Here is a 25,107-nt window from a genome sequence, read left to right on the forward strand (position 1 = left end):
CGAATGACCCTTCCCGAGGAACCGAGTCGTCTGCTCGAGATCGCCGGTGGGTTGCTCGACGGCATCCATGATCGGTTCCTCGCGGGCGTCGGCGCACCGAGTACCGTGCAGAAGGGCCCCGACGACTTCGCCACCGCGGTGGATCTCGAACTCGAGCGTCGTCTGGGCGCGGAACTGTACGACGCCACCGGAATCGCCGTTCACGGTGAAGAGTTCGGCGGTCCCGATCTGAACTCCGGTCTCGTATGGGTACTCGACCCGATCGACGGCACATTCAACTACTCGTCCGGATTGCCCTCTGCCGGAACGTTGTTGGCGTTGCTCGATGACGGGGTGCCGGTCCTCGGGCTCACGTGGCTACCACTGGTGAATCAGCGATTCTCTGCCGTGGCGGACGGCCCGTTGCTTCTGAACGGGGCCCCGCTACCCGCACTGCAACCGAAGTCGTTGCGCGAGTCGATGATCGGGTTCGGTGCGTTCAACGTTGCCAGCCGTGGATCCATCCCCGGCCGCTTCCGGTTTCGCATTCTCGAAGAGTTGTCGATGCACTCCTCGCGGCTGCGCATGCACGGTGCCACCGGAGTCGATCTGGCGTACACCGCCAGCGGCGTACTGGGCGGCGCGGTGGTCTTCGGATACCGCGCCTGGGACAACGCTGCCGGGGCCCTGCTGGTTCGTGCTGCGGGCGGAATCGTCACCGATCTCGCAGGCCGACCGTGGACCATCGATTCGAAGTCGGTGCTCGCGGCCGGCCCCGGAGTACACGGCGAACTGCTGAAGGTGATCACCGAACTCGGTGCACCCGGCGACTATTTGGAAGGACCGGTGCGATGAGCGTTGCGGTCAGAGTGATCCCGTGCCTCGACGTCGATGCCGGACGTGTCGTCAAGGGCGTCAACTTCGAAAACCTCCGCGACGCAGGTGATCCCGTCGAGCTCGCGGCAGCGTACGACGCACAGGGAGCCGACGAACTGACGTTCCTCGACGTCACGGCGTCCACATCCGATCGAGGAACCATGCTCGACGTCGTCAGCCGCACCGCCGAGCAGGTGTTCATTCCCCTGACCGTCGGTGGGGGAGTACGCACTGTCGCCGACGTCGACCTACTGCTGCGGGCCGGTGCCGACAAGGTCAGCGTCAACACCGCAGCCATCGCTCGGCCGGAGTTGCTGCGCGAGCTCAGTGAGCGATTCGGGTCCCAGTGCATCGTCCTGTCGGTGGATGCACGCACCGTCCCGCAGGGACAGCAGGACACCCCGTCGGGCTGGGAAGTCACCACCCACGGCGGCAAGCGTGGAACCGGTATCGACGCCGTCGAATGGGCAGTACGCGGTGCCGAACTGGGAGTCGGTGAGATCCTTCTCAATTCGATGGATGCCGACGGCACGAAGGCCGGATTCGACCTGCCGATGATCGCGGCGGTCCGGTCCGCCGTGCACGTTCCCGTCATCGCCAGCGGAGGAGCAGGGCGCGTCGAACATTTCGCGCCCGCCGTCCACGCCGGAGCCGATGCCGTCCTCGCCGCAAGCGTGTTCCACTTCGGGGACCTCACCATCGGCCAGGTCAAAGAATCGATGCGCGCCGAGCGCATCGTCGTCCGCTAGCGAAGAGGTTTTCGATGACTCTCGACCCGACGCTGTCCGCCCGGCTCAAGCGAAACGAAGCCGGACTGTTCAGTGCTGTGGTGCAGGAGCGCTCGACCGGCCAGGTACTGATGGTTGCCTGGATGGACGACGAAGCGTTGTCGCGCACGCTCGCGACGCGCAAGGGCACCTACTACTCCAGGTCCAGGCAGCAGTACTGGGTCAAAGGCGAGACCTCGGGGCACACGCAGTACGTGCACGAGGTCCGGCTCGATTGTGACGGGGACACAGTGCTGTTGGTCGTCGACCAGATCGGCGCGGCATGCCACACCGGCACCCACACCTGCTTCGACTCCGACGTGCTGTTGGGGCCCGCGGCTCAGGCGTGACCGGTTCCTGCGGCAATTCCCTTGTCCAGCTGAGTGAGTAGCGTCGTGCTCAGAGTCGACAGTCGACCCACCTCCGCGTCGGACAATCCGTCGAATATCAGAGCCTGCACTGTCTCGACGTGTCCTGGCGCCGATGCCACGACCTTTTCCATGCCGGCGTCGGTCAGCACCGCATAGGAACCGCGGCTCCCCGGAATACTCTCGCGGCGAACCCATCCCGCTTTCTCGAGCTTGGTGACCACGTGCGACAGACGTGACAGTGACGCGTTGGCGTACTCCGCGAGATCGCGCAGTTGAATTCGTCGCTGTGGATTCTCGCTGACGACCGCGAGGACGAAGTAATCGAAGTGGGTCAACTGCGAATCGCGTTGCAGCTGGGCGTCCAATGCTGCGGGCAGTCGGGTGACCAGGGCGACGAGCGCGCGCCACGCGTCTTGCTGGCTCTCGGTGAGCCAGCGGGGATCCACCGCATCATTCGGTGTCGCCGACGTGTCCATCGCGGGTACCTCTCGATCGAGACAGTTGTGTTCTGCACATGATGCCTCGAGCATCCCCGGGCCCGAGGCATCGCGTCGAACAATCGGCCTAGCTGCGGTGCGCGCGCAGGTATTCCAGCGCCTTGTCCGCGTGGGCCTCGAATCGCAGCTCACTGGAGAAACTCTCGAGGACCTTGCGGTCGGTACCGATGACGAACGTCGCGCGCTTGACCGGGGAGAGCTTGGCGAGCAGGCCGCGCTTGACCCCGAATGCGGTCGCGACGGCACCGTCCTCGTCGGAGAGCAACGGATAGTCGAACGATTTGGCGGCGGCGAACTCGGCCTGCTTGGCGACCGCGTCGGCGCTGATGCCGACCCGGGTGGCACCCACCTCGGCGAATTCGCCTGCGAGATCGCGGAAATGGCAGGCTTCGGCGGTGCATCCGGGGGTGAATGCAGCCGGGTAGAAGAACAGCACTATCGGACCGTCGGTAAGCAATTCGGTCAGCGTTCGCAGCTTTCCGGTCTGGTCCGGCAGGGAAAAATCGGGAACGAGCTCGCCTGGTTTCATGGTCGGCAGGTTACCGCGCGCGAGGGTGTCGCCGCCGAACCTGGGAGGATGGGGTCATGCACGGCGAGACGACTCCCCACACGAGCCCCACCGAGACCGCATCCATGGACGCCGCACCCATCGACGCCCAACCCACCGATGCCGCGGACTCGACCACGTCCCGGGAGGTGTTCCGCCAGCTCGCCGCCGAGCATCGAGTGGTGCCGGTGACGCGAAAGGTGCTCGCCGACTCCGAAACTCCGTTGTCGGCGTACCGCAAGCTTGCCGCCGACCGACCCGGAACGTTCTTGCTCGAATCCGCGGAGAACGGACGGTCGTGGTCGAGATGGTCGTTCATCGGTGCGGGTGCGCCTGCGGCGCTGACGGTGGTCGACGGCGAGGCGGCGTGGCGCGGCAACGTGCCCGCAGGTGTCCCGAGCGGCGGTGACCCCCTCGACGTGTTGGCTCGAACCTTGGAGCTACTCCATTCCGAGCGCGTGCCGGGCCTGCCGCCGTTGACCGGCGGAATGGTCGGATATCTCGGATACGACTCGGTGCGGCGCATCGAGAAGCTGCCCGAACATGCGCAGGACGACCTCGGCATCCCCGAGATGGTCATGTTGCTGGCCACCGATCTGGCGGCCGTGGACCATCACGAAGGATCGATCACCCTGATCGCGAACGCGGTCAACTGGAACGGCACCGACGAGCACGTCGACCGGGCCTACGACGACGCGGTGAGTCGCCTGGACCGGATGTGCGCGGATCTGTCCGAGCCTGCTGCGTCGACGGTGTCGGTCTTCTCCAAGTCCGCGCCCCGTTTCCGCAGGCAGCGGACATCGGAGGGATTCGGTGCCGATGTCGAGCGGCTGGTCGAGGAGATCGAGGCCGGTGAAGCGTTTCAGGTGGTGCTCTCGCAGCGCTTCGAGATGGACACCGAGGCGTCTCCTCTCGACGTCTATCGCATGCTGCGGGCCTCGAATCCCAGCCCGTACATGTATCTGATGCACGTGCCGGGGGAGAACGACGAGACGGCGTTCTCGATCGTCGGATCCAGCCCCGAAGCTCTCGTGACGGTGAAGGACGGTCTCGCGACCACGCACCCGATCGCCGGTACGCGCTGGCGCGGTGCCTCCGAGGAGGACGACGTGCTGCTCGAGAAGGATCTGCTGGCCGACGAGAAGGAGAACGCGGAGCATCTGATGCTCGTCGATCTCGGTCGCAACGATCTCGGCCGAGTGTGTGCTCCCGGGACGGTGCGCGTGGGCGACTACCGCCATATCGAGCGCTACAGCCACGTCATGCACCTGGTGTCGACGGTGACGGGACGGCTCGCCGAGGGAAAGCGGGCTCTGGACGCAGTCAAGGCGTGCTTCCCCGCGGGCACGCTGTCGGGTGCACCCAAGGTGCGGGCAATGGAACTGATCGACGAGCTCGAGCCGACGCGGCGTGGCATCTACGGCGGCATCGTCGGCTATCTCGACTTCGCCGGGGACGCCGATACCGCAATCTCGATTCGCACCGCGCTCATCAAGGACGGCACGGCGTACGTGCAGGCCGGTGCCGGAGTCGTGGCCGACTCGGTAGCGGAATACGAGGACGACGAAGCGAGGAACAAGGCCATGGCCGTGCTGAGTGCCGTCGCAGCAGCCGAAACGCTGCGTGAGGTCGGTGGCCGATGACCGAACGCTCCGGCGGCCGCGGATCGGCCGTTCTGCCTGTCGTGCTGCTCGTGGTTGCGGCCGCATGCCTGTGGGGTGCGTCCAGAATGACGTGGGTGAGCGTGACGTCCTCCGACGGTCTCGGCGAGAGCCGGACCGACGATCTCGTCGGCAGTACCTGGGCCGCCGCGACGACTCCTCTCGCCTTGGTGCTTGTCGCTGCTGTGGCGGCCTCGTTCGCGGTGCGCGGGTGGGCATCTCGGGTTCTGGCGTTGCTCATCGCGGTGGTTGCGATTGCTGCGGCGATTCCGGCCGTTCGGCTACTCGCCGCGGGGGCTTCGGACTCGGAGGCGGCTGCGCTCGCCGAGCTCCCGGCTCGTGCCGAGGTGACGATGACGACGGCATCGACACTACCCGCGCTGATCACGCTCGCAGGGGCCCTGTGTGCGTTCGCGGCGGCTGCCCTGTCGATTCGGAAATCTTTTGGCCCACAGGTACTCTCGTCCAAGTACGCAGCTCCGGCTGTGCGGCGCGACGAAGTGGCTCGCCGGGCCGCTGGAACCACGTCCGCCGTGGGTGCACAGGACGAGGGTGAAGACCTGACCGAGCGCATGATGTGGGACGCGCTCGATGCCGGTGAAGACCCTACCGACGAGTCCGGTACCCGGCGTTCGTCGGATTGATTCGGCCCTCTACGCTAGGTTCCGACCTCGATGAGATTCCTCACATCGAATGTCGACGCTCAGAAAGGACTGGGGCACCATGACTGTTCTCGACTCGATTCTCGACGGTGTACGAGCCGACGTCGCCGCGCGCGAATCGGTGATCGATTTCGCTGCGGTGAAGGCAGCAGCGAAGCTGGCCCCGGCACCTCTCGACGCGGCGGCTGCCCTCCGCGAGGACGGCATCGGCGTCATTGCCGAGGTCAAGCGTGCGAGCCCGTCCAAGGGCGCGTTGGCCGACATCGGTGATCCTGCGGTGCTCGCGCGTGCCTACGAGCAGGGTGGCGCTCGCGTCATCAGCGTGTTGACCGAAGAGCGTCGATTCCGGGGATCGCTCGCCGATCTCGACGCGGTGCGAGCCGCAGTCTCGATTCCTGTGCTGCGCAAGGATTTCATCGTCGGTCCGTACCAGATCCACGAGGCCCGAGCCCACGGCGCGGACGTCATCCTGCTGATCGTCGCAGCCCTGGAGCAGGACGCACTCACGTCTCTTCTCGATCGCACGGAGTCACTCGGCATGACGGCACTCGTCGAGGTCCACACCGAGGCCGAGGCCGATCGCGCACTCGAGGCGGGTGCCAGCGTCATCGGTATCAACGCCCGCAACCTCAAGACCCTCGAGATCGATCGCGACAGTTTCGGCCGTATCGCGCCCGGTCTGCCCAGTGAGATCATTCGCGTTGCCGAGTCGGGAGTGCGGGGCACCGCCGACCTTCTCGCGTACGCCGGAGCCGGCGCCGACGCAGTGTTGGTCGGAGAAGGTCTGGTCACCGCGGGCGATCCGCGCACTGCGGTCTCGGACCTGGTGACGGCGGGCACGCACCCGTCGTGCCCGAAACCCGCACGCTGAACCGGCACCCCACCCGAACGCGGCGACGGTCCGCCGTTGGGGCACACTGGAGCGGTGAGCACCAGCCAAACTTCTTCCGCCGCGGACGCCCCTCAGGTAGTCCGCTTCAAGGGCGCTGATCTGCCGCAGAGCAGCATCGGCCTCACCGATCGCAGCGCGCACGAGCCCGATGTGGGCGGTCACTTCGGCGTGTACGGGGGCAGGTTCGTGCCCGAGGCGTTGATGGGTGTGATCGAGGAAGTCACCGCCGAGTACGAGAAAGTGCGCAGCGACAACGAGTTCCTCGGTGAGCTGGATCGGCTGCAGCGCGATTACACCGGTCGCCCATCTCCGGTGTTCGAGGCGACCCGGTTGTCCGAGCACGCCGGTGGCGCTCGGATCCTGCTCAAGCGAGAAGACCTGAATCACACCGGTTCTCACAAGATCAACAACGTGCTCGGGCAAGTTCTGCTCGCGAAGCGAATGGGCAAGACTCGTGTCATCGCAGAGACCGGTGCCGGTCAGCACGGCGTCGCGACCGCCACAGCCTGTGCCCTGATGGGTCTCGACTGCGTCGTCTACATGGGTGAGGTCGACACCGAGCGCCAGGCCCTCAACGTCGCCCGGATGCGTTTGCTCGGGTCGGAAGTCGTCGCAGTGAAGTCCGGTTCGCGCACTCTCAAGGATGCGATCAACGAGGCACTGCGAGACTGGGTCACCCACGCCGACAACACTTATTACTGCTTCGGAACCGTCGCGGGGCCGCATCCGTTCCCGGTGATGGTCCGCGATTTCCAGCGCATCATCGGCCTCGAAGCGCGGCAGCAGGTCCTCGCGTCCACCGGCCGCCTGCCCGATGCCATCGCGGCCTGCGTCGGCGGCGGGTCCAACGCCATCGGAATCTTCCACGCGTTCATCGACGACGCCGATGTCCGTCTCGTCGGGTTCGAGGCTGCCGGCGACGGAGTCGAGACCGGTCGTCACGCGGCGACCATCAGCGGTGGTACGCCTGGAGCCCTGCACGGTGCCTACTCGTACCTGCTGCAGAACGAGGACGGCCAGACCGTCGAATCCCATTCCATCTCAGCAGGATTGGACTATCCCGGGGTCGGACCCGAGCATTCGTACCTGCACGACATCGGGCGCGCCGAGTACCGCGGCGTGACGGACACCGAGGCGATGAACGCCTTCAAGCTGCTGTGCCGCACCGAGGGCATCATCCCGGCCATCGAATCGTCGCACGCCATCGCCGGCGCACTCACCCTCGGCAAGGAACTGGGTGAAGGTGCCATCATCCTGGTCAACCTGTCCGGTCGCGGCGACAAGGACGTCGACACCGCAGCCGAGTGGTTCGGTCTGATCGACGGAGACGGCGAAGCGAACGTGGACGACGAAGCAGGTATCAAGCCATGAGCAACAACGACTCTCGCCTCTCCGGGACGTTCGCCCAGTGCCGTGCCGAAGGGCGCGCTGCACTCGTCGGATACCTGCCCGCCGGCTTTCCGACCGTCCCCCGGTCGATCGAGGTCTTCAAGACCATGGTCGATGCCGGGTGCGACATCGTCGAGGTTGGCATCCCGTACTCCGATCCGGTGATGGACGGCCCCACGATCCAAGCTGCTGCAGACGTCGCGCTGCGAGCCGGTGCCCGGGTCAAGGACGTCTTCGCCGTCACCGAGCAGGTTGCCGCCGCTGGCGGCAAAGCGGTCGTCATGACCTACTGGAACCTGGTGCTCAAGTACGGCATCGAGAATTTCGCCCGGAGCCTCGCCGATGCGGGTGGACTCGGGATCATCACTCCTGACCTGATCCCCGATGAGGCTCAGGAATGGATCGAGGTGTCGGATCGGTACGGACTCGACCGAATCTTCCTCGTCGCACCGTCGACGACGGAGGAGCGACTCGTCAGCACCGTCGAAGCCAGCAGCGGCTTCGTCTACGCCGCCTCGACGATGGGCGTGACCGGTGCCCGCGACGCGGTGTCCTCGATGGCACCGGCGTTGGCGGCGCGTATCCGCGAGCATTCCGACATTCCGATCGGCGTCGGTCTCGGCGTTCGGTCGGGCGCACAGGCTGCCGAGATCGCGAAGTATGCCGACGCGGTCATCGTCGGGTCGGCTTTGGTGACCGCTGTCGACAACGGTCTCGACGCGGTTCGTGACCTGACGACCGAACTCGCCGAGGGTGTCCGCTCCGCTAACGTAGCGTCGTGACTTCGACCGCGTTCCTGGCCTACATTCCCAGTCCCGCGCAGGGGGTGTGGCACGTCGGACCGCTCGCGCTCCGTGCCTACGCCCTGTTCATCATCATCGGCATCGTGGTGGCCGTTGTGTGGGGAGATCGCCGGTGGGTCGCTCGCGGCGGAACCAAGGGCACAGTTCTCGACGTCGCTGTGTGGGCCGTGCCTTTCGGGCTTCTCGGTGGCCGGCTGTATCACGTGGCCACCGACTGGAAGACGTACTTCGGTGCCGGCGGTCGGCCGATCGAGGCGCTCTACGTGTGGAACGGCGGCCTCGGAATCTGGGGCGCGGTGTTCCTCGGCGGAGTCGGCGCGTGGATCGCGTGTCGTCGACGCGGCATCCCACTCCCGGCATTCGGTGACGCGGTAGGCCCGCCGATCCTGCTGGCCCAGGCAATCGGCCGCATCGGCAACTACTTCAACCAGGAGCTCTACGGTCGCGAAACCACGCAACCGTGGGGTCTCGAGATCTACGAGCGACTCGATGCGAACGGCCGGCTCGATCCGCTGAACGGCGTGTCCACCGGAATGGTCGAGAAGGTCGTCCATCCGACGTTTCTCTACGAACTGCTGTGGAGCGTCCTGATCGTCGTCCTCCTGGTACTCGTCGACCGGAAGTACACGATCGGCCACGGTCGACTGTTCGCGCTCTACGTGGCCGGATACTGCGTCGGTCGGTTCTGGGTGGAACTCATGCGAGACGACTTCGCGACGAAGATCGCCGGCATTCGCGTGAACTCGTTCACCTCGGCGATCATCTTCGTGCTCGCGGTCGCCTATTTCGTTCTCGCCACCAAGGGTCGCGAAGACCCGGCGGCACTGAAGTCGAACGACGACGACGGTCGCGACAGCGAAGACAAGACGGGTGGCGAGTCCGCCGACGGCGATCCGCAGGAAGGCACGGGCGAGACATCGTCCGAGAAGAAAGCCGAGGAAGAAGGCAGTACCCGTGGTTGATTTCGAGAAGAGGGCACACCCCGACCCTGCTGATTCGGGCGGCGGCACCGACAAGTCAGCCGGCTCTTTCGGTACACCGTTCGACTACGACGCAACGGCCGAGGCGTCGCTATCCGAGCCGCCCGCGACATCCGAGTCTGCACCCTCGCACGGTCCGGCCGGTTCTACCGGACCGGGCTGGGACACCTATTCGGGTATCGGCAACGGGCCCGGCTGGTCCAGTACTCCTAGCTATCCGGCCCCCAGCCCGGACGGCAGTATCGACAATTCGATCGGTGGCCTTCCGCCGTCCGCCGGTTACCCGACACCGGGATCCGAGTACCAGGGATACGGTCAGCCGGGATACGGCCAACAGTCGCCCTACGGTCCACCACAGGGGTACGGCCAGACCGGGGGATACGGCCAACAGGGGTATGGCCAGCAGGGGTACGGCCAGCACTCGGGCTACGGCCAGCAGTCGGGCTACGGCCAGCAAGGGTACGGCCAGCAGGGTTACGGCCAGCAGGGTTACGGCCAGCAGGGGTATGGCCAGCAGGCCTATGGCCAAGCACAGGGCTTTTCGGCCGGGCCCGGTTTCGGTGTCGGACCCGACGCGCCGTACGGGCGGGATCCGGTCACCGGTGAACCGTTGTCGGACAAATCGAAGATCGTCGGTGGACTACTTCAGCTGTTCCTCGGCTGGCTCGGCGTGGGTCGTTTCTACATCGGTAGCACCGGAATCGGCGTCGCGCAGTTGCTGCTGTTCTTCTTCGGCGTGCTGCTGACCGTGGTGTTCGGCCTCGGCCTGATTCTGTTGTTCGGACTGTTCGTGTGGCATGTCGTGGACGCCGTGCTGATTCTCGTCGGCAATGTTCCCGACAGTCGCGGGCTCAAGCTGCGAGACTGATCGGCCTACCCGTAGCGCGTCGTCGAGGGAGTTCGTTGTGAGTGATTCAGGTACATCGTCATCGGACGGATCGACACCGGGCGGATCGGCGGGAGACGGCTCGGGGTCGGAGCCCACCATCTCGTTCGAGAAGAACGCGGCACCGGGTCCGGTGTACGGCGCACCCGACCCCAGCTACGGTCCGCCGAATTGGGGCAGTGATCCGTACGACGCGTCCGGAAGTGACGACCGTAGCTCCGGTGCACCGGACGGTCCACCGCCCGGTGCGGGTTACCCGCCGCCCCCGTTCCCGGGCGGCGGTCCCCAATACGGCGGTCCCCAATACGGCGGTCCCCAGTACGGCGGTCCCCAGTACGGAGGACCCCACTACCCAGGCCCCCAGTACGCCGGTGCCCCTGGTTGGGTGGATCCGAGCGCTCCTTACGGACGGCATCCCGTCACCGGGGAACCGTTCTCGGACAAGCAGAAGCTCACTGCCGGGCTGCTGAACATCCTGCTGGGAGTTTTCGGCGCAGGACGCTTCTATTTGAATCAGCCGGGAATCGCGGTGGCGCAGATCGCGGTCACGTGGCTCACGTGCGGCATCGGCGGTATCTGGCCGCTGATCGACGGGATCATGATGCTCACGGGCAGCGTGCGCGATGAACACGGGCGCCCCCTGCGCGACTGAGCCCAGCGCCGTTCGCGATTGCATCGTTGCGATCGGCAACTGATACGATTTCGCCATCCGAGAGCGATCTCGGATTCTTCGCGGGCCAGAGCTGTCCCGGTGAATTCCCGATAGGCATCGAATTCGATCGATCCGGCACTCTATGTCGGTTCGGACGACCAGCCGGCGGGGTAGCCGAGGCTCACAGTGCAGCGTGTCGACACTGCGCCATCCGAAGCACCCACCGGTCTACGTGGAGGTGATCGTGGTGTTGTTTTCTCGGATGCCTGCCGAGCAAGGACTGTACGACCCGAGCGCGGAGAAGGACTCCTGCGGCGTCGCGATGATCGCCGACATCGCCGGACGACGTTCGCACTCGATCGTGTCCGACGGTGTACTGGCACTGGAGAACCTGGAACATCGTGGTGCTGCCGGTGCCGAGCCCAACAGTGGTGACGGCGCGGGCATTCTGATCCAGCTGCCCGTCGAACTTCTCGATTCGTTGTCGTCGTTCGAGTTACCGTCCGCCAACGGCGACGGCGAGAACACCTTCGCGGCGGGTGTCTGCTTTCTGCCGCAGGGCATCCGCGAGCGCGGGTCGGCCGTGCAGCGTGTCGAATCCATTGCAGCCGAAGAGGGTCTCGAGGTGCTGGGGTGGGTTCCGGTCGAGGTCGATCCCGATCGCGCCGACGTCGGACTGACCGCGCTCGGATGCATGCCGTACATGAGCTATCTCTTCGTCGCGGCCCCCGAGGTCGACGGTTCACGTCCGGCCGGTCTCGAACTCGACCGATTGGTGTACGGGCTGCGTAAGCGGTCGGAGCGCGTCACCCCGGAGATCGAGGCAGAAGGCTCGGGCCTGTTCTTCCCTTCGCTGTCCGCACGCACCATCGTCTACAAGGGCATGCTCACCACCATGCAGCTGCCCCTGTTCTTCCCGGAGCTGCGTAACCCGTTGTGTACGAGTGCAATTGCCATCGTGCACAGTCGCTTCTCCACCAATACCTTCCCCTCGTGGCCGTTGGCGCACCCGCACCGCTACGTCGCGCACAACGGAGAGATCAACACGGTCAAAGGCAACAGGAACCGGATGCGAGCTCGGGAAGCGATGCTGTCCAGCGATCTCATCCCCGGCGATCTGGAGCGGCTCTTCCCCATCTGCAATCCCGATGCATCCGATTCGGTGTCGCTCGACGAGGTGCTCGAACTGCTGCATCTGGGCGGCCGGAGCGTTCCCCACGTCGTGATGATGATGGTGCCGGAGCCGTGGGAGAACCATCGCACGATGGATCCGCGGGTACGGGCGTTCTATCAGTTCCACTCGTCGATGATGGAAGCGTGGGACGGTCCCGCCTGCGTCACGTTCACCGACGGTAGCTACGTCGGAGCCGTCCTCGATCGCAACGGTCTGCGACCCGGTCGGTGGTGGCAGACGGCCGACGGTCGGGTGATCCTCGCCAGCGAGGCAGGTGTCCTGGACGTGCCGCAATCTCAGGTCGTCGCCAAGGGTCGCCTCGAACCGGGCAAGATGTTTCTGGTCGACACCGTCGCCGGGCGTCTCGTTCCCGACGAGGAGATCAAACTGCAACTGGCGCAGGAACATCCGTACCAGGAATGGCTGCACGCCGGCTTGCTGGAAATCAAGAGCCTGCCCGAGCGCGCCCACATTCAGTACAACCACGAGTCCGTGATCCGCAGACAGATCGCCTTCGGCTACACCGAGGAAGATCTCCGCGTCGTGCTCACCCCGATGGCCGCCTCCGGGGGCGAGCCACTGGGATCGATGGGGACCGATACCCCGTCCGCGGTGATGTCCCAGCGATCTCGTCAGCTGTACGACTACTTCATCGAGCTGTTCGCGCAGGTCACGAACCCGCCACTCGACTCCATCCGAGAAGAGATAGTGACCTCGTTGTCGCGCGTGATGGGACCGGAGCAGAATCTGCTCGAGCCCACTGCCGCGTCGTGCAGACAGATCGTGTTGCCGTGGCCGGTGCTGGACAACGACGAACTCAACAAGATCATTCACATCGACGACGACGGTGATCATCCCGGTCTGTCGGCCATCGTGCTCCGCGCACTGTACGAGGTCGAGCGTGGTGGGGAAGGTCTGGCCGAGGCCATCGAGGAGCTGCGCTCGCGGGCATCGGAAGCCATCGCTGCCGGCTACCGCACGCTGATCATCTCCGATCGTGATTCGGACCACACTCGGGCACCGATTCCGTCCCTGCTGGCCACCTCTGCTGTGCATCACCATTTGGTGCGCACCAAGGAACGCACCAAGGTCGCCCTCGTCGTCGAGTCCGGCGATGCACGAGAAGTGCACCACCTGGCCCTGCTGATCGGATTCGGCGCGGCGGCGGTCAACCCGTACCTGGCCATGGAGTCGATCGAGGACCTGGTCGGCGAAGGCGAGCTCACCGGGGTCGAGCCCACTGTCGCGGTGCGCAACTACCTGTACGGGCTCGGCAAGGGCGTGCTCAAGGTCATGTCCAAGATGGGCATCTCGACCGTCGGGTCCTACACCGGCGCACAGGTTTTCGAGGCGGTCGGTCTCGATCGCGAGGTCGTGCGCGAGTACTTCAAGGGCACCGTCAGCAAGCTCGGCGGAGTCGGTCTCGACGTCCTCGCCGAAGAGGTCAAACTCCGTCACCGGAAGGCATACCCGGAGAATCCCACCGACCGTGTTCACCGCCGCCTCGAGATCGGCGGCGAGTACCAGTTCCGGCGTGAGGGCGAACTTCACCTGTTCACTCCCGAGACGGTGTTCCTGTTGCAGCACGCAACACGCACCGGTCGCTACGACGTGTTCCAGAAATACAGCGACGAAGTGAACCGGCTCGCCCGCGAAGGGGGTGCACTCCGGGGCCTGTTCGAGTTCAAAGACCATGTGCGGACGCCTGTTCCGCTCGACGAGGTGGAGCCGGTCGAGTCCATCGTCACTCGGTTCAACACCGGCGCGATGAGCTACGGATCCATCTCTGCCGAGGCGCACGAGACCATGGCCGTTGCGATGAACAATCTGGGTGGGCGCTCCAACTCCGGTGAGGGCGGAGAGGACGTCGACCGCCTCTACGATCCGAGCCGGCGCAGTGCGGTCAAGCAGGTCGCGAGTGGACGGTTCGGGGTGACCAGCGATTATCTGGTCAACGCCACCGACATTCAGATCAAGATGGCGCAGGGTGCCAAACCCGGTGAGGGCGGGCAGCTGCCCGGTTACAAGGTGTACCCGTGGGTGGCCAAGACTCGGCACTCGACGCCCGGGGTCGGCCTGATCTCCCCGCCTCCGCACCACGACATCTATTCCATCGAGGATCTCGCGCAGTTGATCCACGATCTCAAGAACGCCAACGAGAACGCGCGCGTCCACGTCAAACTCGTCAGCTCGGTAGGAGTGGGCACGGTGGCGACGGGAGTGAGCAAGGCGCACGCCGACGTCGTACTGATCTCGGGATACGACGGTGGCACGGGCGCGGCTCCGTTGACGTCTCTCAAGCATGCCGGTGCGCCCTGGGAAATCGGGCTGGCCGACGCCCAACAGACGTTGGTGCTCAACGGACTTCGCGATCGCATCACCGTCCAGTGCGACGGCGGAATGCGCACCGGCCGTGATGTGATCATCGCGGCGCTGCTCGGTGCCGAGGAATTCGGGTTCTCGACGGCACCTCTGATCGTCGCGGGATGCATCATGATGCGGGTCTGCCATCTCGACACCTGCCCAGTGGGTGTCGCGACTCAGAACCCCGAACTGCGCAAGCGATTCACCGGCAAGCCCGAGTTCCTCGAGGACTTCTTCAGGTTCGTCGCCGAGGATGTGCGAAAGTACCTCGCGCAGCTCGGGTTCCGCAGCATCGACGAGGCCGTCGGCCATGCCGACGTGCTCGAGACCGCTGCCGGCGTCGCACATTGGAAGAGCAAGGGACTCGACCTCGCACCCATCTTCGCGATGCCGGTGGATCGACACGGCGCGCCCATGACACAGCGTCGACGCCTACGCGATCAGGACCACGGCCTCGATTTCGCGCTGGATCGCACGCTGATCCAGCTGGCCGAGGGGGCATTGGAGGACGCACATCCGGTCACGCTGGAGCTGCCCGTGCGCAACGTCAACCGCACGGTCGGAACACTTCTGGGGTCCGAGGTCACGCGACGCTACGGCGCGGCCGGGCTACCCGACGACACGATTCGCGTGTCGTTCACCGGCTCTGCCGGGCAATCGCTCGGTGCATTCCTGCCGCCCGGAATTACGATCGATCTCGTCGGCGACGCGAACGACTATGTGGGCAAGGGCCTGTCGGGAGGACGCATCGTCGTCCGACCGGCCGAGGACGCACCCTTCGTTGCCGAGGACAACGTCATTGCCGGAAACACGATTCTCTACGGAGCCACGTCGGGGGAGGTGTACCTGCGTGGTAAGGCGGGGGAGCGGTTCGCCGTGCGCAACTCCGGAGCCGTTGCGGTCAACGAGGGCGTGGGAGATCACGCCTTCGAGTACATGACGGGCGGACGGGTTGTCGTGCTCGGGCCGACCGGACGCAACATGGCGGCCGGCATGTCGGGCGGTATCGCCTTCGTTCTGGGTCTCGACCCCGCGGACGTGAACACGGCAATGGTCGAGTTGCAGGTTCCCGATCCGGACGATCTGGTGTGGCTGCGCGAGACGGTCGAGAACCACGAGCGCTGGACCGGCTCCACCGTCGCGGCATCGCTGCTCGCCGACTGGCCCCGCCGATCCGCTCTGTTCACCAAAGTCATGCCCGTCGACTATCAGCGAGTGCTGGAGGCGACACGAATGGCGCGCGCCGAGGGGCGCGACGTCGACGCTGCGATCATGGAGGCTGCACGTGGCTGATCCACAGGGATTTCTGAAGGTCGTCAAGCGTGAGGCCGCCAAGCGTCCTATCGACGAACGGGTCAGGGACTGGAACGAGGTGTACTCGGATCAGCCCAGCAGCGAACGCGCAGCCGAGGTCTCGGAACAAGCGCGCCGCTGCATGGATTGCGGAATTCCGTTCTGCCACTCCGGAACTGCCGGATGCCCGCTGGGCAACCTGATTCCGGAATGGAACGATCTCGTGCGCCGCGATCGGTGGGACGCGGCCAGTGATCGGTTGCACGCCACCAACAACTTTCCGGAGTTCACCGGACGAGTGTGTCCGGCTCCGTGTGAATCTGCCTGTGTCCTGTCCATTTCCGAGGCCGCCACCGGCGGAAGTGTGACGATCAAGCGGGTCGAGCAGACCATCGCAGACCTGGCCTGGGAACAGGGCAGCGTCGTTCCCCAGCCTCCGACGATCACCACCGGTAAGCGAGTGGCCGTCGTGGGTTCGGGTCCGGCGGGGCTGGCTGCGGCGCAACAGCTCACCAGGGCCGGGCACGATGTCACCGTGTACGAGCGCGACGATCGGCTCGGTGGATTGCTTCGATACGGAATCCCCGAATTCAAGTTGGAGAAGTCGGTGCTCGATCAGCGGCTGATGCAGATGCGGGCCGAGGGCACGCATTTCGTCACCGAGTGCGAGGTCGGCATCGACTTCACCGTCGAGCAACTGCGCGCGAGCTTCGATGCGGTCGTGCTCGCCGTCGGCGCTCTGCGGGCTCGCGACAACACCGAGGTGATCGGCCGCGAACTCGACGGCATCCACCTGGCGATGGAGCATCTGGTGCCGTCGAACAAGGAATGCGAGGGCGACGGGCCGACGTCGATATCCGCTGCGGGCAAGCATGTGGTGATCATCGGCGGCGGAGACACCGGGGCCGATTGTCTGGGCACGGCTCACCGTCAGGGTGCCGCGTCGGTCACTCAGCTCGACTACAACCCTGCTCTTCCCGGTGCCCGTGACGACAGTCTTTCGCCATGGCCGTCGTGGCCGTTGGTGCTCCGGACGTCGCCCGCTCATGCGGAGGGTGGCGTCGTGCGTCATCAGGTCGCGGTGCAGCGATTCCTCGGCGACGAGCGCGGACATGTGCGCGCCATGGTGCTCGCCGAGGTCGAGGTGCAGCGCGACGCGGACGGGCGACGCATCGTGACGCCCATCGGTGAGGAGGTCGAATTGCCCTGTGATCTGGCATTGTTCGCCATCGGATTCGAGGGTGTCGAGCATGGACCGCTGCTCGACGACTACGGCCTGGCGCTGACGAAGCGCGGCGCGTTGTCGTGTGGTCCCGATTGGCAGACGACGGCCCCGGGTGTGTTCGTCTGTGGGGATGCCCACCGCGGTGCGTCGTTGGTCGTGTGGGCGATCGCCGAGGGGCGTTCGGCTGCCAACGGGGTCGACGCTTACCTCACCGGACACTCGGAATTGCCGTCCCCGGTACACCCCACGGCGCTGCCTCTGGCGGTGGTGTGACACTCGTCTCTGTACCGGTACAGGTGCTTTCAGCAGCGGCCCGGCGAGGCTACCCGTCGGTAGTATTCGGCCGGGTTCCTCTGCGATAGAGAACAAGGCGTCCAGCGGCTACGCTCGCAACCGTGAGCCGACGTACGAAGATTGTCTGCACCCTTGGACCCGCAACCGCAACCACAGAGCGCATCCGCGAACTCGTCGAGAGTGGAATGGATGTCGCACGACTGAACTTCAGCCATGGCGATCACCCCGATCACCAGGCCAACTACGAGAGAGTTCGCGCCGCATCGGACGCCACCGGCAAAGCCGTGGGCATCCTGGCCGACCTGCAGGGACCGAAGATCCGACTCGGCCGATTCGCCGAGGGCTCCACCACCTGGGCCGCCGGTGAACTCATCCGCATCACCGTCGAGGAGTGCGAGGGCACCCACGATCGTGTGTCGACCACGTACAAGGAGCTGGCTCAGGACGCCAAGGAAGGCGACCGCCTGCTCGTCGACGACGGCAAGGTCGGCCTCGTCGTCACCGGCGTCGAAGGCAACGACGTGCTGTGTCGGGTCACCGAGGGTGGTCCGGTCAGTAACAACAAGGGCGTCTCCCTCCCGGGCATGGACGTCTCCGTTCCTGCCATGAGCGAGAAGGACATTGCGGACCTCAAGTTCGCCCTCGCGCTCGGATGCGATTTCATCGCGCTCTCGTTCGTGCGCTCTCCCGCCGATGTCGAACTCGTCCACGCAGTCATGGACCGCGTCGGCCGCCGAGTTCCGGTCATTGCCAAGCTCGAGAAGCCCGAGGCCGTCGACAACCTCGAAGCCATCGTGCTCGCGTTCGATGCGATCATGGTCGCCCGCGGTGACCTCGGCGTAGAGTTGCCACTCGAGCAGGTGCCCCTGGTGCAGAAGCGCGCCATCCAGATCGCCCGCGCCAACGCCAAGCCCGTCATCGTTGCGACCCAGATGCTCGAATCGATGATCGAGAACTCCCGTCCCACCCGCGCCGAGGCGTCCGACGTCGCCAACGCAGTGCTCGACGGTACCGACGCGGTCATGCTGTCCGGCGAGACCTCGGTCGGCAAGTACGTCATGGAGACGGTGCGGACGATGGCTCGGATCGTCGAGACCGTGGAAACCGAAGGCGACAGCGTTCCTCCTCTGACTCACGTTCCTCGCACCAAGCGCGGTGTCATTTCCTACGCCGCCCGCGATATCGGCGAGCGTCTGGACGCGAAGGCCCTCGTGGCCTTCACCCAGTCGGGCGACACCGTGCGACGGTTGGCTCGCCTCCACACCAAACTGCCGTTGCTCGCATTCACCTCGATCTCCGAGGTCCGCAGTCAGCTGTCCCTGAGCTGGGGCACCGAGACGTTCCTGGTTCCCGACGTGGGCTCGACGGACGCGATGGTCAAAGAGGTCGACAAGGCGTTGCTCGAACTCGGTCGTTACAACCGAGGCGATCAGGTCGTGATCGTCGCCGGTGCCCCTCCCGGCACAGTAGGCTCGACCAACTTGATCCATGTGCACCGAATCGGAGAAGAGGACCGGTAAGTGGTCGAAGCGGGGGGAACCGGCGTCAGCGAGAGCGCGCCGAGCAGTACAGCAGTACGCGGAACCGATCTCGAAACCCTTCTCGGTCTCCTCGCCCTCGAGGAGACCGAGGAGGATGTGTTCATCGGACAGCATCCGGAGCAGGTGGGGAGCCGGACGTTCGGTGGGCAGCTCGTCGCTCAGGCGCTCATCGCCGCCGGCCGGACCGTATCCGGAACGTCCCGGGACGTTCATGCGATCAATGCGCACTTCATCCGCGGTGGTGACGTCAAGAAGCCCATCGAGTACCGGGTGAGTCGTCAGCGCGACGGCCGGGCGTTCGCCAACCGGCAGGTCACTGCGCTGCAGGACGGTAACGAGCTGTTCGTCATGCTCGCTGCTTTCCAGGATTTCGGTAAGGGCCTCGAGCACAGCGTCGAGGTGCCCGAGGTTCCGTATCCCGATGCTCTGCCGCCTCTCGGCGACCACTTCGTGGGGTTCGAGGACCGACTGCAGATGTTCGTCGATGCACTCAAACCGATCGACATGCGGTACGCGAACGATCCGGCGTGGATCATGCACGGCACCGGTGAGAAGCTCAACCACAATCGAGTGTGGATGAAAGCGGACGGCGATCTGCCGGACGAGTCGATTTTTCACGCCGCGACCATGGGCTACGCGTCGGACACCACGGTGCTCGATTCGATCATCACCACCCATGGACTGTCCTGGGGACTCGACCGCATCGTGGCGGCGACGGTCAACCACTCCATCTGGTTTCACCGACCGTTCCGATTCGACGAGTGGGCTCTGTATGCGACCGAATCGCCGGTCGCGGCCGGATCGCGGGGACTCGCCACCGGCCGATTCTTCTCGATGGACGGTCAGTTGCTCGCAACCGTCGTGCAGGAGGGCCTCATTCGCCACTTCCCGAAACGCGTTCGCGCCTGAGTGCTGCCGACCACAGTCGAGTCTTGGCTTCGAGGGTGAGTGAGGCGTGCGCTGGACTGGTGGACGGCAGACGGATGCACTCGACGTCCTGCTGCACCGCGTTCGCGACGTATCTGCGATAGCTGTCGGCAGCTTTTGCTCCGTTGAACAGCACGGTGTCGATGCCGGGGTGACCTGCGATGAGGTTCGCGACATCGTTTGCCACGATGGATGATTCGACTATGGCCGAGTCCAGGCTTCCGGTCCTGGTACACAGCTTCAGTACGTCCCACACAGCAATCCCGCTGCGCGCCAGTCGCTCTGTTCGCGCCTCGTACGGAAGTTCGGGACCGGCACCGAACAGCGCGCCCATGATCGGCCAGAACGCATTTCGGGGATGAGCGTAATACTGCTGAGCAGCAAGCGATGCGACACCGGGCATCGAACCGAGTATCAGCGTGTGAGCGTGCTCGTCGACTATCGGTTCGAAGCTGTGCACGACGTTCATGTCGCGATTACAGCAAACAGCGCGCGCAGGTACTCGGGTGGGACCACAATGGAGAGATGTTGGATCCACGCGTACTCGACAACAACGAACTCGAAGCCGAACTCGCCGCCTTGCGCAGAGGACGCGACGCCGCGATGGACGAAGGCGCGCGAGATGTGTCCACTGCCGATACCGATCATCTCATCGCCCGCTTCGAGGACGAGATTCGCAGGCGTCACCAGGACGGTGAGTCCGATCAGCCCAGCGCGGATCTGCCCTGACCGAGGATCAGCACGGCGCACGCCGCCGTCGACGAGATGATCCGGACGGTGTTCCACCGTGTCCAGTTCGACGTGAACGACTGCCACATGTCGGCTCCCGACGGACTCGCCGGATCCACCGCTGCCAATGCATCGTTGAGTGGGACGTTGAACGCCACCGTGACCACGAAGCAGCCCACCACGTAGAGCCCTGCTCCCGCGCCGACCCAGGTCGATCGCCCACCCTCCGTGGTGATCGCGAGAACGGTTGCGAGAGAACAGGTCAACGCCGTACCGACGAACAGCGTCAGAAACAGTGGGTTGAGGATCGCGGCGTTCGATCTCTGCATCGCGGCGATCGCGTCGGGCACCGGTAACGACGCCAGGCCAGGAAGAACACTGACCGAGAACGCGAGCATGACGCCCGCGACGAGGCCGCATCCGACTGCTGCGACCAGGGTGGCGATCGAGGAGATCTTGTCGATCATCGGTTTTCCTTCCCGGGGATTCGTCGTGCGCTTCCGACCTTTCCGCGTCACGGGTGGATGGACAATGCGCGCAGGGCTCGAATTCATGTCCGATCGTCCCGGCCGTGGGGGACAATTGTCCGGTGCGTGGAGCCGACCCCTGGAAGTCACCCGATCCGCTCGGTGAGGCTTTGCATTTCCTCCGAATGACCGGGTCCTTCTACGTGCGTTCCGAGATGAGTGGCTCGTGGGGGCTGGCCCTGCCCGCGATGGACGACGCTGTGTGGTTCCACACCGTGGTCGACGGGTCGTGTGTGCTGTCGGTCCCCGGGGAGTCGACGCGTGAGCTCGTTCCCGGCGACTTCGCGTTGGTTCCCCACGGGCGTGGGCACGTATTGGCGGCCGACATCGAGTCTGTCGGCGACGCGACCAGCGTGTACGAGGTGCCACACGATTACGTCAGCGACCGGTACGCGGTGATCGACCAGTGCGATGCGAGCGGACCCGACACCGTGTTGGTCTGCGGGGCCGTCCGGATGGATCATCCTGCGGCGCAGCAGCTTCTTCGGCTGCTACCGGCGGTGATCGTGATCGACGCAGACAGCGAACCACGGCGCGCACGTATGCAGAACATCCTCGCCATGGTGGCCGACGAGGCACGATCGCTCGAGCCCGGGGGAGAGGCAGTGATCACCAGGCTTTCCGACGTTCTGGTGATTCAGGCGTTGCGGTCATGGATTGTGGACACTCCGAGCGCGCAGTCCGGTTGGCTGGGAGCGTTGCAGGACGAGCGGATCGGAGGCGCGCTGGCTCGCATTCATCGAAATCCCGACGAGCGGTGGACCGTTGCGGCACTGGCGTCGAGTGCACACATGTCACGTTCGGCGTTCTCGGCTCGATTCACCGCATTGGTCGGCGATTCGGTGATGAGTTACCTGGCGACGTGGCGGATGCAGGTCGCGTACGACACATTGCGGTCCGAGGACGTGGTGCTGGCCGAATTGGCCAGGCGCAGTGGCTATTTGTCGGAGGCAGCATTCGGCAAAGCGTTCAAACGGGCGATGGGAGTCTCTCCGGGGAGTGTGCGTCGTCGTCGGGACGTGGCGTTGGTGCCGGTTCAGTCGAGTAGATGACGGAGATACACGTTCGGATCGTCGAGATATCGCCGCCAGTGCTGGACCAATTCGAGTTCGTCCCAGGTGCTTCGGCGCAGACCGTGTTCACCCACTTCGACGATGTCCGCACCGGGTGTCGAAGCCAGGATCGGTGAATGCGTGGCACAGACGAGCTGCGCCCCCTCCTCGCCCAAGTGGGACATCAGCGCGACCAGGTTCAGGCACGCGGTGAACGACAGGGCCGACTCCGGTTCGTCCAGCACATAGAAGCCCGGTTCGGCCAACATCGCACCGAACATGGTGAGAAAGCCCTCACCGTGGCTCATTTCGGCGGTGTTCTCGTCCCAGAAGCCCGGCATGCCGCCGAGGTTCTCGGCCATCTCGAATGCAGTCTCGGCGCGCAGGAAGAATCCCCGCTTCTGCTCCCGCGGACCCCGCAGCATGCGCGCACCTCGTGGTGTGGTCTCGAGCTCGAGAATCTCGCCGAGGACGCTCGTCACCTCGTCGACTCGACGAGACTTCTGCGCTGCCCGACCCCCGCGGGCGTCGATGCCGAATCGCTCTGCGATCGCCTCGACGAGAGTCGACTTACCGGACCCGTTGTCGCCCACCAGAATTGTGACCGGCGCGAGGAATTCGAGACCCTCACGCGCGAGGTCGGCAACTGCGGGAACGGTGAAGGGCCACTCCGATCCCGCATCGTCGGCGTGGACAAAGGCGCGTTCTACGAACATGATTCAGGCGGTGACCAGGCGGTCGACGTAACCGGTCTCGTGAGCGGAGTCCGCGCTGCAGGTGTAGTAGACCCACTGAGCGGATTGGTCCGCGGAATCTCCGAAACGGTGGTCGACCTTCTGCGCGCACAATTTGCCCGCGCTTGTGTCATGGCAACGAAGACTGCTGGGTATGTACATCACTCCACTGTAGGCGCGATCATGGGTGACCTTTACCGACATCGCGACTCGCGCGCATTGCTGTTGTGCCCTCGGTGAGACTCGAACTCTAATCCGGCGTTTCGCTGACATTGGCCTTAGTCGACAACACACGTGCTGACGTGCACTTTCGAGGCAACCCCGAGTGAGTCGGTGTGAGCACTAATTACTTCACGATGTGGTCAGAATGTGGTCACCGAGGGGTGAATCGAACGGTCGTTCTGGTGCATCAGAACTCGGGTCGCATCTCGGGTGGAAGCGACGCGTCGAACTCAGCTTTCGGGCGAATACGCAACTGCCGCATAGCGGGTGCAGTCCATCCCTCGTCGCGCAGTTGTGAACCCCACGCATCGACCCACCACGGCAGGATGGCGAGGACGTCCTTGACTGAACGATCGTCCGGCCACGTCGAAAACTCGACGCCGAACTTACGCAGCGCGAACAGACCACGATTCACGTACTGCAGACCGGCCAGCACCGCTCGTGCGTCTTGCTCGGTAATGGTGACGGTTCGTCGTTCGTGTCTCGCCCACCCACCGTCTGTTGACATCTCGTCGGGTTCTTTGTAGGCCACTCGCAGGATCGTCGCTGTCTGGTTGGGAGTTACGCCCTCCATCGACTTGAAATGGAGCATATGTCCGAGATCGTCTCGCATGGCCTTCGCGCGCTTGACCTCGTCGGTCCACATCGTGTCGTTGGGTAAGACCAGGTTGAGATTCTTTGCCATCCGGCGCATATCTCGTGCAACATTTTCACCATCCGGGTGTACGAACGGTGCGGTCGTCGGCGGTGTCTCGGCAGTCGCGTACCGCAGGAATCGGATCTCTTCAATGGCCGTCTCCCACGCGCCCGAAACCTGCCAGAGCAGTCTTTCGAACACGGGTGACGGGACGAAAAGTAGTTGCTCTGCTCGTTGGTTGGCTTCGATCGTCCGCCTCACCTCGTCAGCAGTCTTCAGCAGGCGCTCGTCACTGTCACCGTTGTCGGGGGCACTCATCAGACGAGTCAAGCACGCCGACTGGTCAGATGTAGGGCAGGTGCACGGCGAACGAGACCGTTCGCTGAGAGCGTCATATCGAGCCGCAGCTCGAAACATGCTGATACGCGAGGAGACACCTCGCCGACCGTGTGTGGCGTAGCGTCCAGTTGAAGTGCAAGGTACGCCCTCGAACTGGGGAGTTGGTATGCCAAAGATGGGCTTCACAGCAGGCGTGGCATCGCGCCACTATCTCGCGACTCAGCATCTGTGGACCGCGCAGCATGCCGCACGACTGTGCGGTGAGGTCGAGTTGTCGTTCCTGGACTCGGAAAGTGGTTATCCAGCAGAGCACCGAGCACATGCGCTGACAGCCGTGTTGTCGTCTGTGGCGTTCCTTGAATGCCTAGTGAATCAGGTTTTCCAGGACGTGGCAGACACTGCCCCAGACACTCCGAACTCTCGTATCGACGGCATTTCCGAGGCCGCGCGGGACACCATGCGAGTTCTATGGACAGAGGCGAAGCTAGACGAAAAGCTATCCGTCCTCGACAAGTACCAGCTTGCTCTGACGTGCACCGGAAAGCCGAGATTCTCCTCTGGTCGGGACCCGTTTCAGAGCGGTGATCTGCTGATCAAGCTGCGCAACAAACTGGTGCATTTCAAACCTGAGTGGCACGATCACGCGAACGAGCACAAGTTTGAGAAGCATCTGAAGGGCAGGTTTGCGGACTGCCAGCTACCGGGTGACCCGTGGTTCCCCAACAAGTGTCTTGGCGCTGGTTGCGCATCGTGGGCGTGCAACACTGCCGTCGCTCTCGCGGACGATTGGTGGAGCCAATTGGGTCTGTCATTTGACTACCGAGCAGATTTGGAAAGTTGGGGCAGGCCTTAGGGGATCAGTTGTAGGGCAGGTGCACGGCGATCGATCCCGGTGCATCACCGCATCGAATCGCGTCGCGGACCATCCGATCATGGCGTACGTCGCCGTCCATGCCGAGCTAGTCAAGCACGGCGTCGTGGCCCACCCTGCCGTCCACGAACAACTGTTTTGCAACCGAGGTCACCGAGGACCAGTAGGTTTCGAGTTCATGCTCGATCTCACGCGGCAATCCTCAATCACTCCAAA

Annotated in this window: 25 protein-coding genes; 18 read left to right on the forward strand and 7 right to left on the reverse strand. The window is 64.5% G+C overall.

Going from position 1 to position 25,107, the window contains the following annotated elements:
• The first annotated feature begins 3 nt into the window (after positions 1–3).
• From RFA01S_RS18145 to hisI, 3 genes are read left to right on the forward strand one after another with little or no spacing between them, the layout of a single operon-like run.
• Positions 4–834, forward strand: a complete 831-nt coding sequence (locus RFA01S_RS18145) for an inositol monophosphatase family protein (protein WP_032406687.1) — start codon at positions 4–6, stop codon at positions 832–834.
• Positions 831–1,604, forward strand: a complete 774-nt coding sequence (gene hisF / locus RFA01S_RS18150) for an imidazole glycerol phosphate synthase subunit HisF (RefSeq protein WP_027497286.1) — start codon at positions 831–833, stop codon at positions 1,602–1,604. The genes RFA01S_RS18145 and hisF overlap by 4 nt, the downstream gene beginning before the upstream one ends.
• Before the next feature lie 14 nt (positions 1,605–1,618).
• Positions 1,619–1,972 carry a phosphoribosyl-AMP cyclohydrolase gene (gene hisI, locus RFA01S_RS18155; protein WP_027497285.1) on the forward strand — a complete coding sequence of 118 codons (354 nt, stop codon included), beginning with the start codon at positions 1,619–1,621 and terminating at the stop codon, positions 1,970–1,972.
• On the opposite strand, the gene RFA01S_RS18160 is transcribed toward hisI, so the two are convergent.
• A complete protein-coding gene (locus RFA01S_RS18160; protein ID WP_052060595.1) occupies positions 1,963–2,469 on the reverse strand; it encodes a MarR family winged helix-turn-helix transcriptional regulator in 507 nt (168 codons plus the stop codon). The genes hisI and RFA01S_RS18160 overlap by 10 nt on opposite strands.
• Before the next feature lie 88 nt (positions 2,470–2,557).
• Complete coding sequence (locus RFA01S_RS18165) at positions 2,558–3,019, reverse strand: peroxiredoxin (RefSeq protein WP_027497283.1); 462 nt, start codon at positions 3,017–3,019, stop codon at positions 2,558–2,560.
• A gap of 104 nt (positions 3,020–3,123) precedes the next feature.
• Here RFA01S_RS18165 and RFA01S_RS18170 point away from each other — a divergent pair, with 104 nt between their 5' ends.
• The 12 genes from RFA01S_RS18170 to RFA01S_RS18225 all read left to right on the forward strand — a co-directional run bounded on the left by RFA01S_RS18170 (position 3,124) and on the right by RFA01S_RS18225 (position 19,762).
• Complete coding sequence (locus RFA01S_RS18170) at positions 3,124–4,680, forward strand: anthranilate synthase component I (protein ID WP_228139413.1); 1,557 nt, start codon at positions 3,124–3,126, stop codon at positions 4,678–4,680.
• Positions 4,677–5,342, forward strand: coding sequence for a TIGR02234 family membrane protein (locus RFA01S_RS18175; protein WP_027497281.1), 666 nt, complete (start codon positions 4,677–4,679; stop codon positions 5,340–5,342). The genes RFA01S_RS18170 and RFA01S_RS18175 overlap by 4 nt, the downstream gene beginning before the upstream one ends.
• Before the next feature lie 79 nt (positions 5,343–5,421).
• On the forward strand, positions 5,422–6,231 hold the full coding sequence (trpC, locus tag RFA01S_RS18180; RefSeq protein ID WP_027497280.1) for an indole-3-glycerol phosphate synthase TrpC: 810 nt from the start codon (positions 5,422–5,424) through the stop codon (positions 6,229–6,231).
• A gap of 120 nt (positions 6,232–6,351) precedes the next feature.
• The gene (gene trpB / locus RFA01S_RS18185; RefSeq protein WP_045841352.1) at positions 6,352–7,623 is read left to right on the forward strand and encodes a tryptophan synthase subunit beta; all 1,272 of its coding nucleotides are present in this window, start codon (positions 6,352–6,354) and stop codon (positions 7,621–7,623) included.
• Entirely contained in the window at positions 7,620–8,423 is an 804-nt protein-coding gene (gene trpA / locus RFA01S_RS18190) for a tryptophan synthase subunit alpha (protein ID WP_027497278.1), read from the forward strand. The genes trpB and trpA overlap by 4 nt, the downstream gene beginning before the upstream one ends.
• Complete coding sequence (gene lgt / locus RFA01S_RS18195; protein WP_032406686.1) at positions 8,420–9,406, forward strand: prolipoprotein diacylglyceryl transferase; 987 nt, start codon at positions 8,420–8,422, stop codon at positions 9,404–9,406. Before trpA ends, lgt begins: the two co-directional genes overlap by 4 nt.
• Complete coding sequence (locus RFA01S_RS18200) at positions 9,399–10,292, forward strand: TM2 domain-containing protein (RefSeq protein ID WP_052060548.1); 894 nt, start codon at positions 9,399–9,401, stop codon at positions 10,290–10,292. The genes lgt and RFA01S_RS18200 overlap by 8 nt, the downstream gene beginning before the upstream one ends.
• 37 nt (positions 10,293–10,329) lie before the next feature.
• Entirely contained in the window at positions 10,330–10,962 is a 633-nt protein-coding gene (locus RFA01S_RS28205) for a TM2 domain-containing protein (RefSeq protein WP_052060547.1), read from the forward strand.
• 247 nt (positions 10,963–11,209) lie between these two features.
• Positions 11,210–15,793, forward strand: coding sequence for a glutamate synthase large subunit (gene gltB / locus RFA01S_RS18210; protein ID WP_032406816.1), 4,584 nt, complete (start codon positions 11,210–11,212; stop codon positions 15,791–15,793).
• Positions 15,786–17,291 carry a glutamate synthase subunit beta gene (locus RFA01S_RS18215; RefSeq protein ID WP_032406685.1) on the forward strand — a complete coding sequence of 502 codons (1,506 nt, stop codon included), beginning with the start codon at positions 15,786–15,788 and terminating at the stop codon, positions 17,289–17,291. Before gltB ends, RFA01S_RS18215 begins: the two co-directional genes overlap by 8 nt.
• Before the next feature lie 122 nt (positions 17,292–17,413).
• A complete protein-coding gene (gene pyk, locus RFA01S_RS18220) occupies positions 17,414–18,832 on the forward strand; it encodes a pyruvate kinase (protein WP_072692131.1) in 1,419 nt (472 codons plus the stop codon).
• The gene (locus tag RFA01S_RS18225) at positions 18,833–19,762 is read left to right on the forward strand and encodes an acyl-CoA thioesterase (protein ID WP_032370334.1); all 930 of its coding nucleotides are present in this window, start codon (positions 18,833–18,835) and stop codon (positions 19,760–19,762) included.
• Here RFA01S_RS18225 and RFA01S_RS18230 read toward each other — a convergent pair.
• A complete protein-coding gene (locus RFA01S_RS18230; RefSeq protein ID WP_032368067.1) occupies positions 19,728–20,249 on the reverse strand; it encodes a DNA-deoxyinosine glycosylase in 522 nt (173 codons plus the stop codon). The two genes, RFA01S_RS18225 and RFA01S_RS18230, sit on opposite strands and share 35 nt — an antisense overlap.
• A gap of 56 nt (positions 20,250–20,305) precedes the next feature.
• On the opposite strand from RFA01S_RS18230, the gene RFA01S_RS18235 reads away from it, so the two are divergent.
• The gene (locus RFA01S_RS18235) at positions 20,306–20,509 is read left to right on the forward strand and encodes a hypothetical protein (RefSeq protein ID WP_027497271.1); all 204 of its coding nucleotides are present in this window, start codon (positions 20,306–20,308) and stop codon (positions 20,507–20,509) included.
• On the opposite strand, the gene RFA01S_RS18240 is transcribed toward RFA01S_RS18235, so the two are convergent.
• Positions 20,485–20,976, reverse strand: a complete 492-nt coding sequence (locus RFA01S_RS18240; RefSeq protein WP_027497270.1) for an anthrone oxygenase family protein — start codon at positions 20,974–20,976, stop codon at positions 20,485–20,487. The genes RFA01S_RS18235 and RFA01S_RS18240 overlap by 25 nt on opposite strands.
• 122 nt (positions 20,977–21,098) lie before the next feature.
• Here RFA01S_RS18240 and RFA01S_RS18245 point away from each other — a divergent pair, with 122 nt between their 5' ends.
• On the forward strand, positions 21,099–22,088 hold the full coding sequence (locus RFA01S_RS18245) for an AraC family transcriptional regulator (protein WP_032406683.1): 990 nt from the start codon (positions 21,099–21,101) through the stop codon (positions 22,086–22,088).
• Here RFA01S_RS18245 and RFA01S_RS18250 read toward each other — a convergent pair.
• The 3 genes from RFA01S_RS18250 to RFA01S_RS18255 all read right to left on the reverse strand — a co-directional run bounded on the left by RFA01S_RS18250 (position 22,073) and on the right by RFA01S_RS18255 (position 23,999).
• Positions 22,073–22,804, reverse strand: a complete 732-nt coding sequence (locus RFA01S_RS18250) for an AAA family ATPase (protein ID WP_032406682.1) — start codon at positions 22,802–22,804, stop codon at positions 22,073–22,075. The two genes, RFA01S_RS18245 and RFA01S_RS18250, sit on opposite strands and share 16 nt — an antisense overlap.
• A gap of 3 nt (positions 22,805–22,807) precedes the next feature.
• On the reverse strand, positions 22,808–22,984 hold the full coding sequence (locus RFA01S_RS27860) for a hypothetical protein (RefSeq protein ID WP_165430221.1): 177 nt from the start codon (positions 22,982–22,984) through the stop codon (positions 22,808–22,810).
• 247 nt (positions 22,985–23,231) lie between these two features.
• The gene (locus RFA01S_RS18255) at positions 23,232–23,999 is read right to left on the reverse strand and encodes a hypothetical protein (protein WP_032406681.1); all 768 of its coding nucleotides are present in this window, start codon (positions 23,997–23,999) and stop codon (positions 23,232–23,234) included.
• A gap of 187 nt (positions 24,000–24,186) precedes the next feature.
• Here RFA01S_RS18255 and RFA01S_RS18260 point away from each other — a divergent pair, with 187 nt between their 5' ends.
• Positions 24,187–24,873 (forward strand): hypothetical protein, encoded by a 687-nt coding sequence (locus tag RFA01S_RS18260; protein WP_052060546.1) that lies wholly within the window; start codon positions 24,187–24,189, stop codon positions 24,871–24,873.
• The last annotated feature ends 234 nt before the right edge of the window (positions 24,874–25,107 follow it).

The sequence above is a fragment of the Rhodococcoides fascians NBRC 12155 = LMG 3623 genome (genome assembly GCF_001894785.1).
Taxonomy (GTDB): Bacteria; Actinomycetota; Actinomycetes; order Mycobacteriales; family Mycobacteriaceae; genus Rhodococcoides; species Rhodococcoides fascians.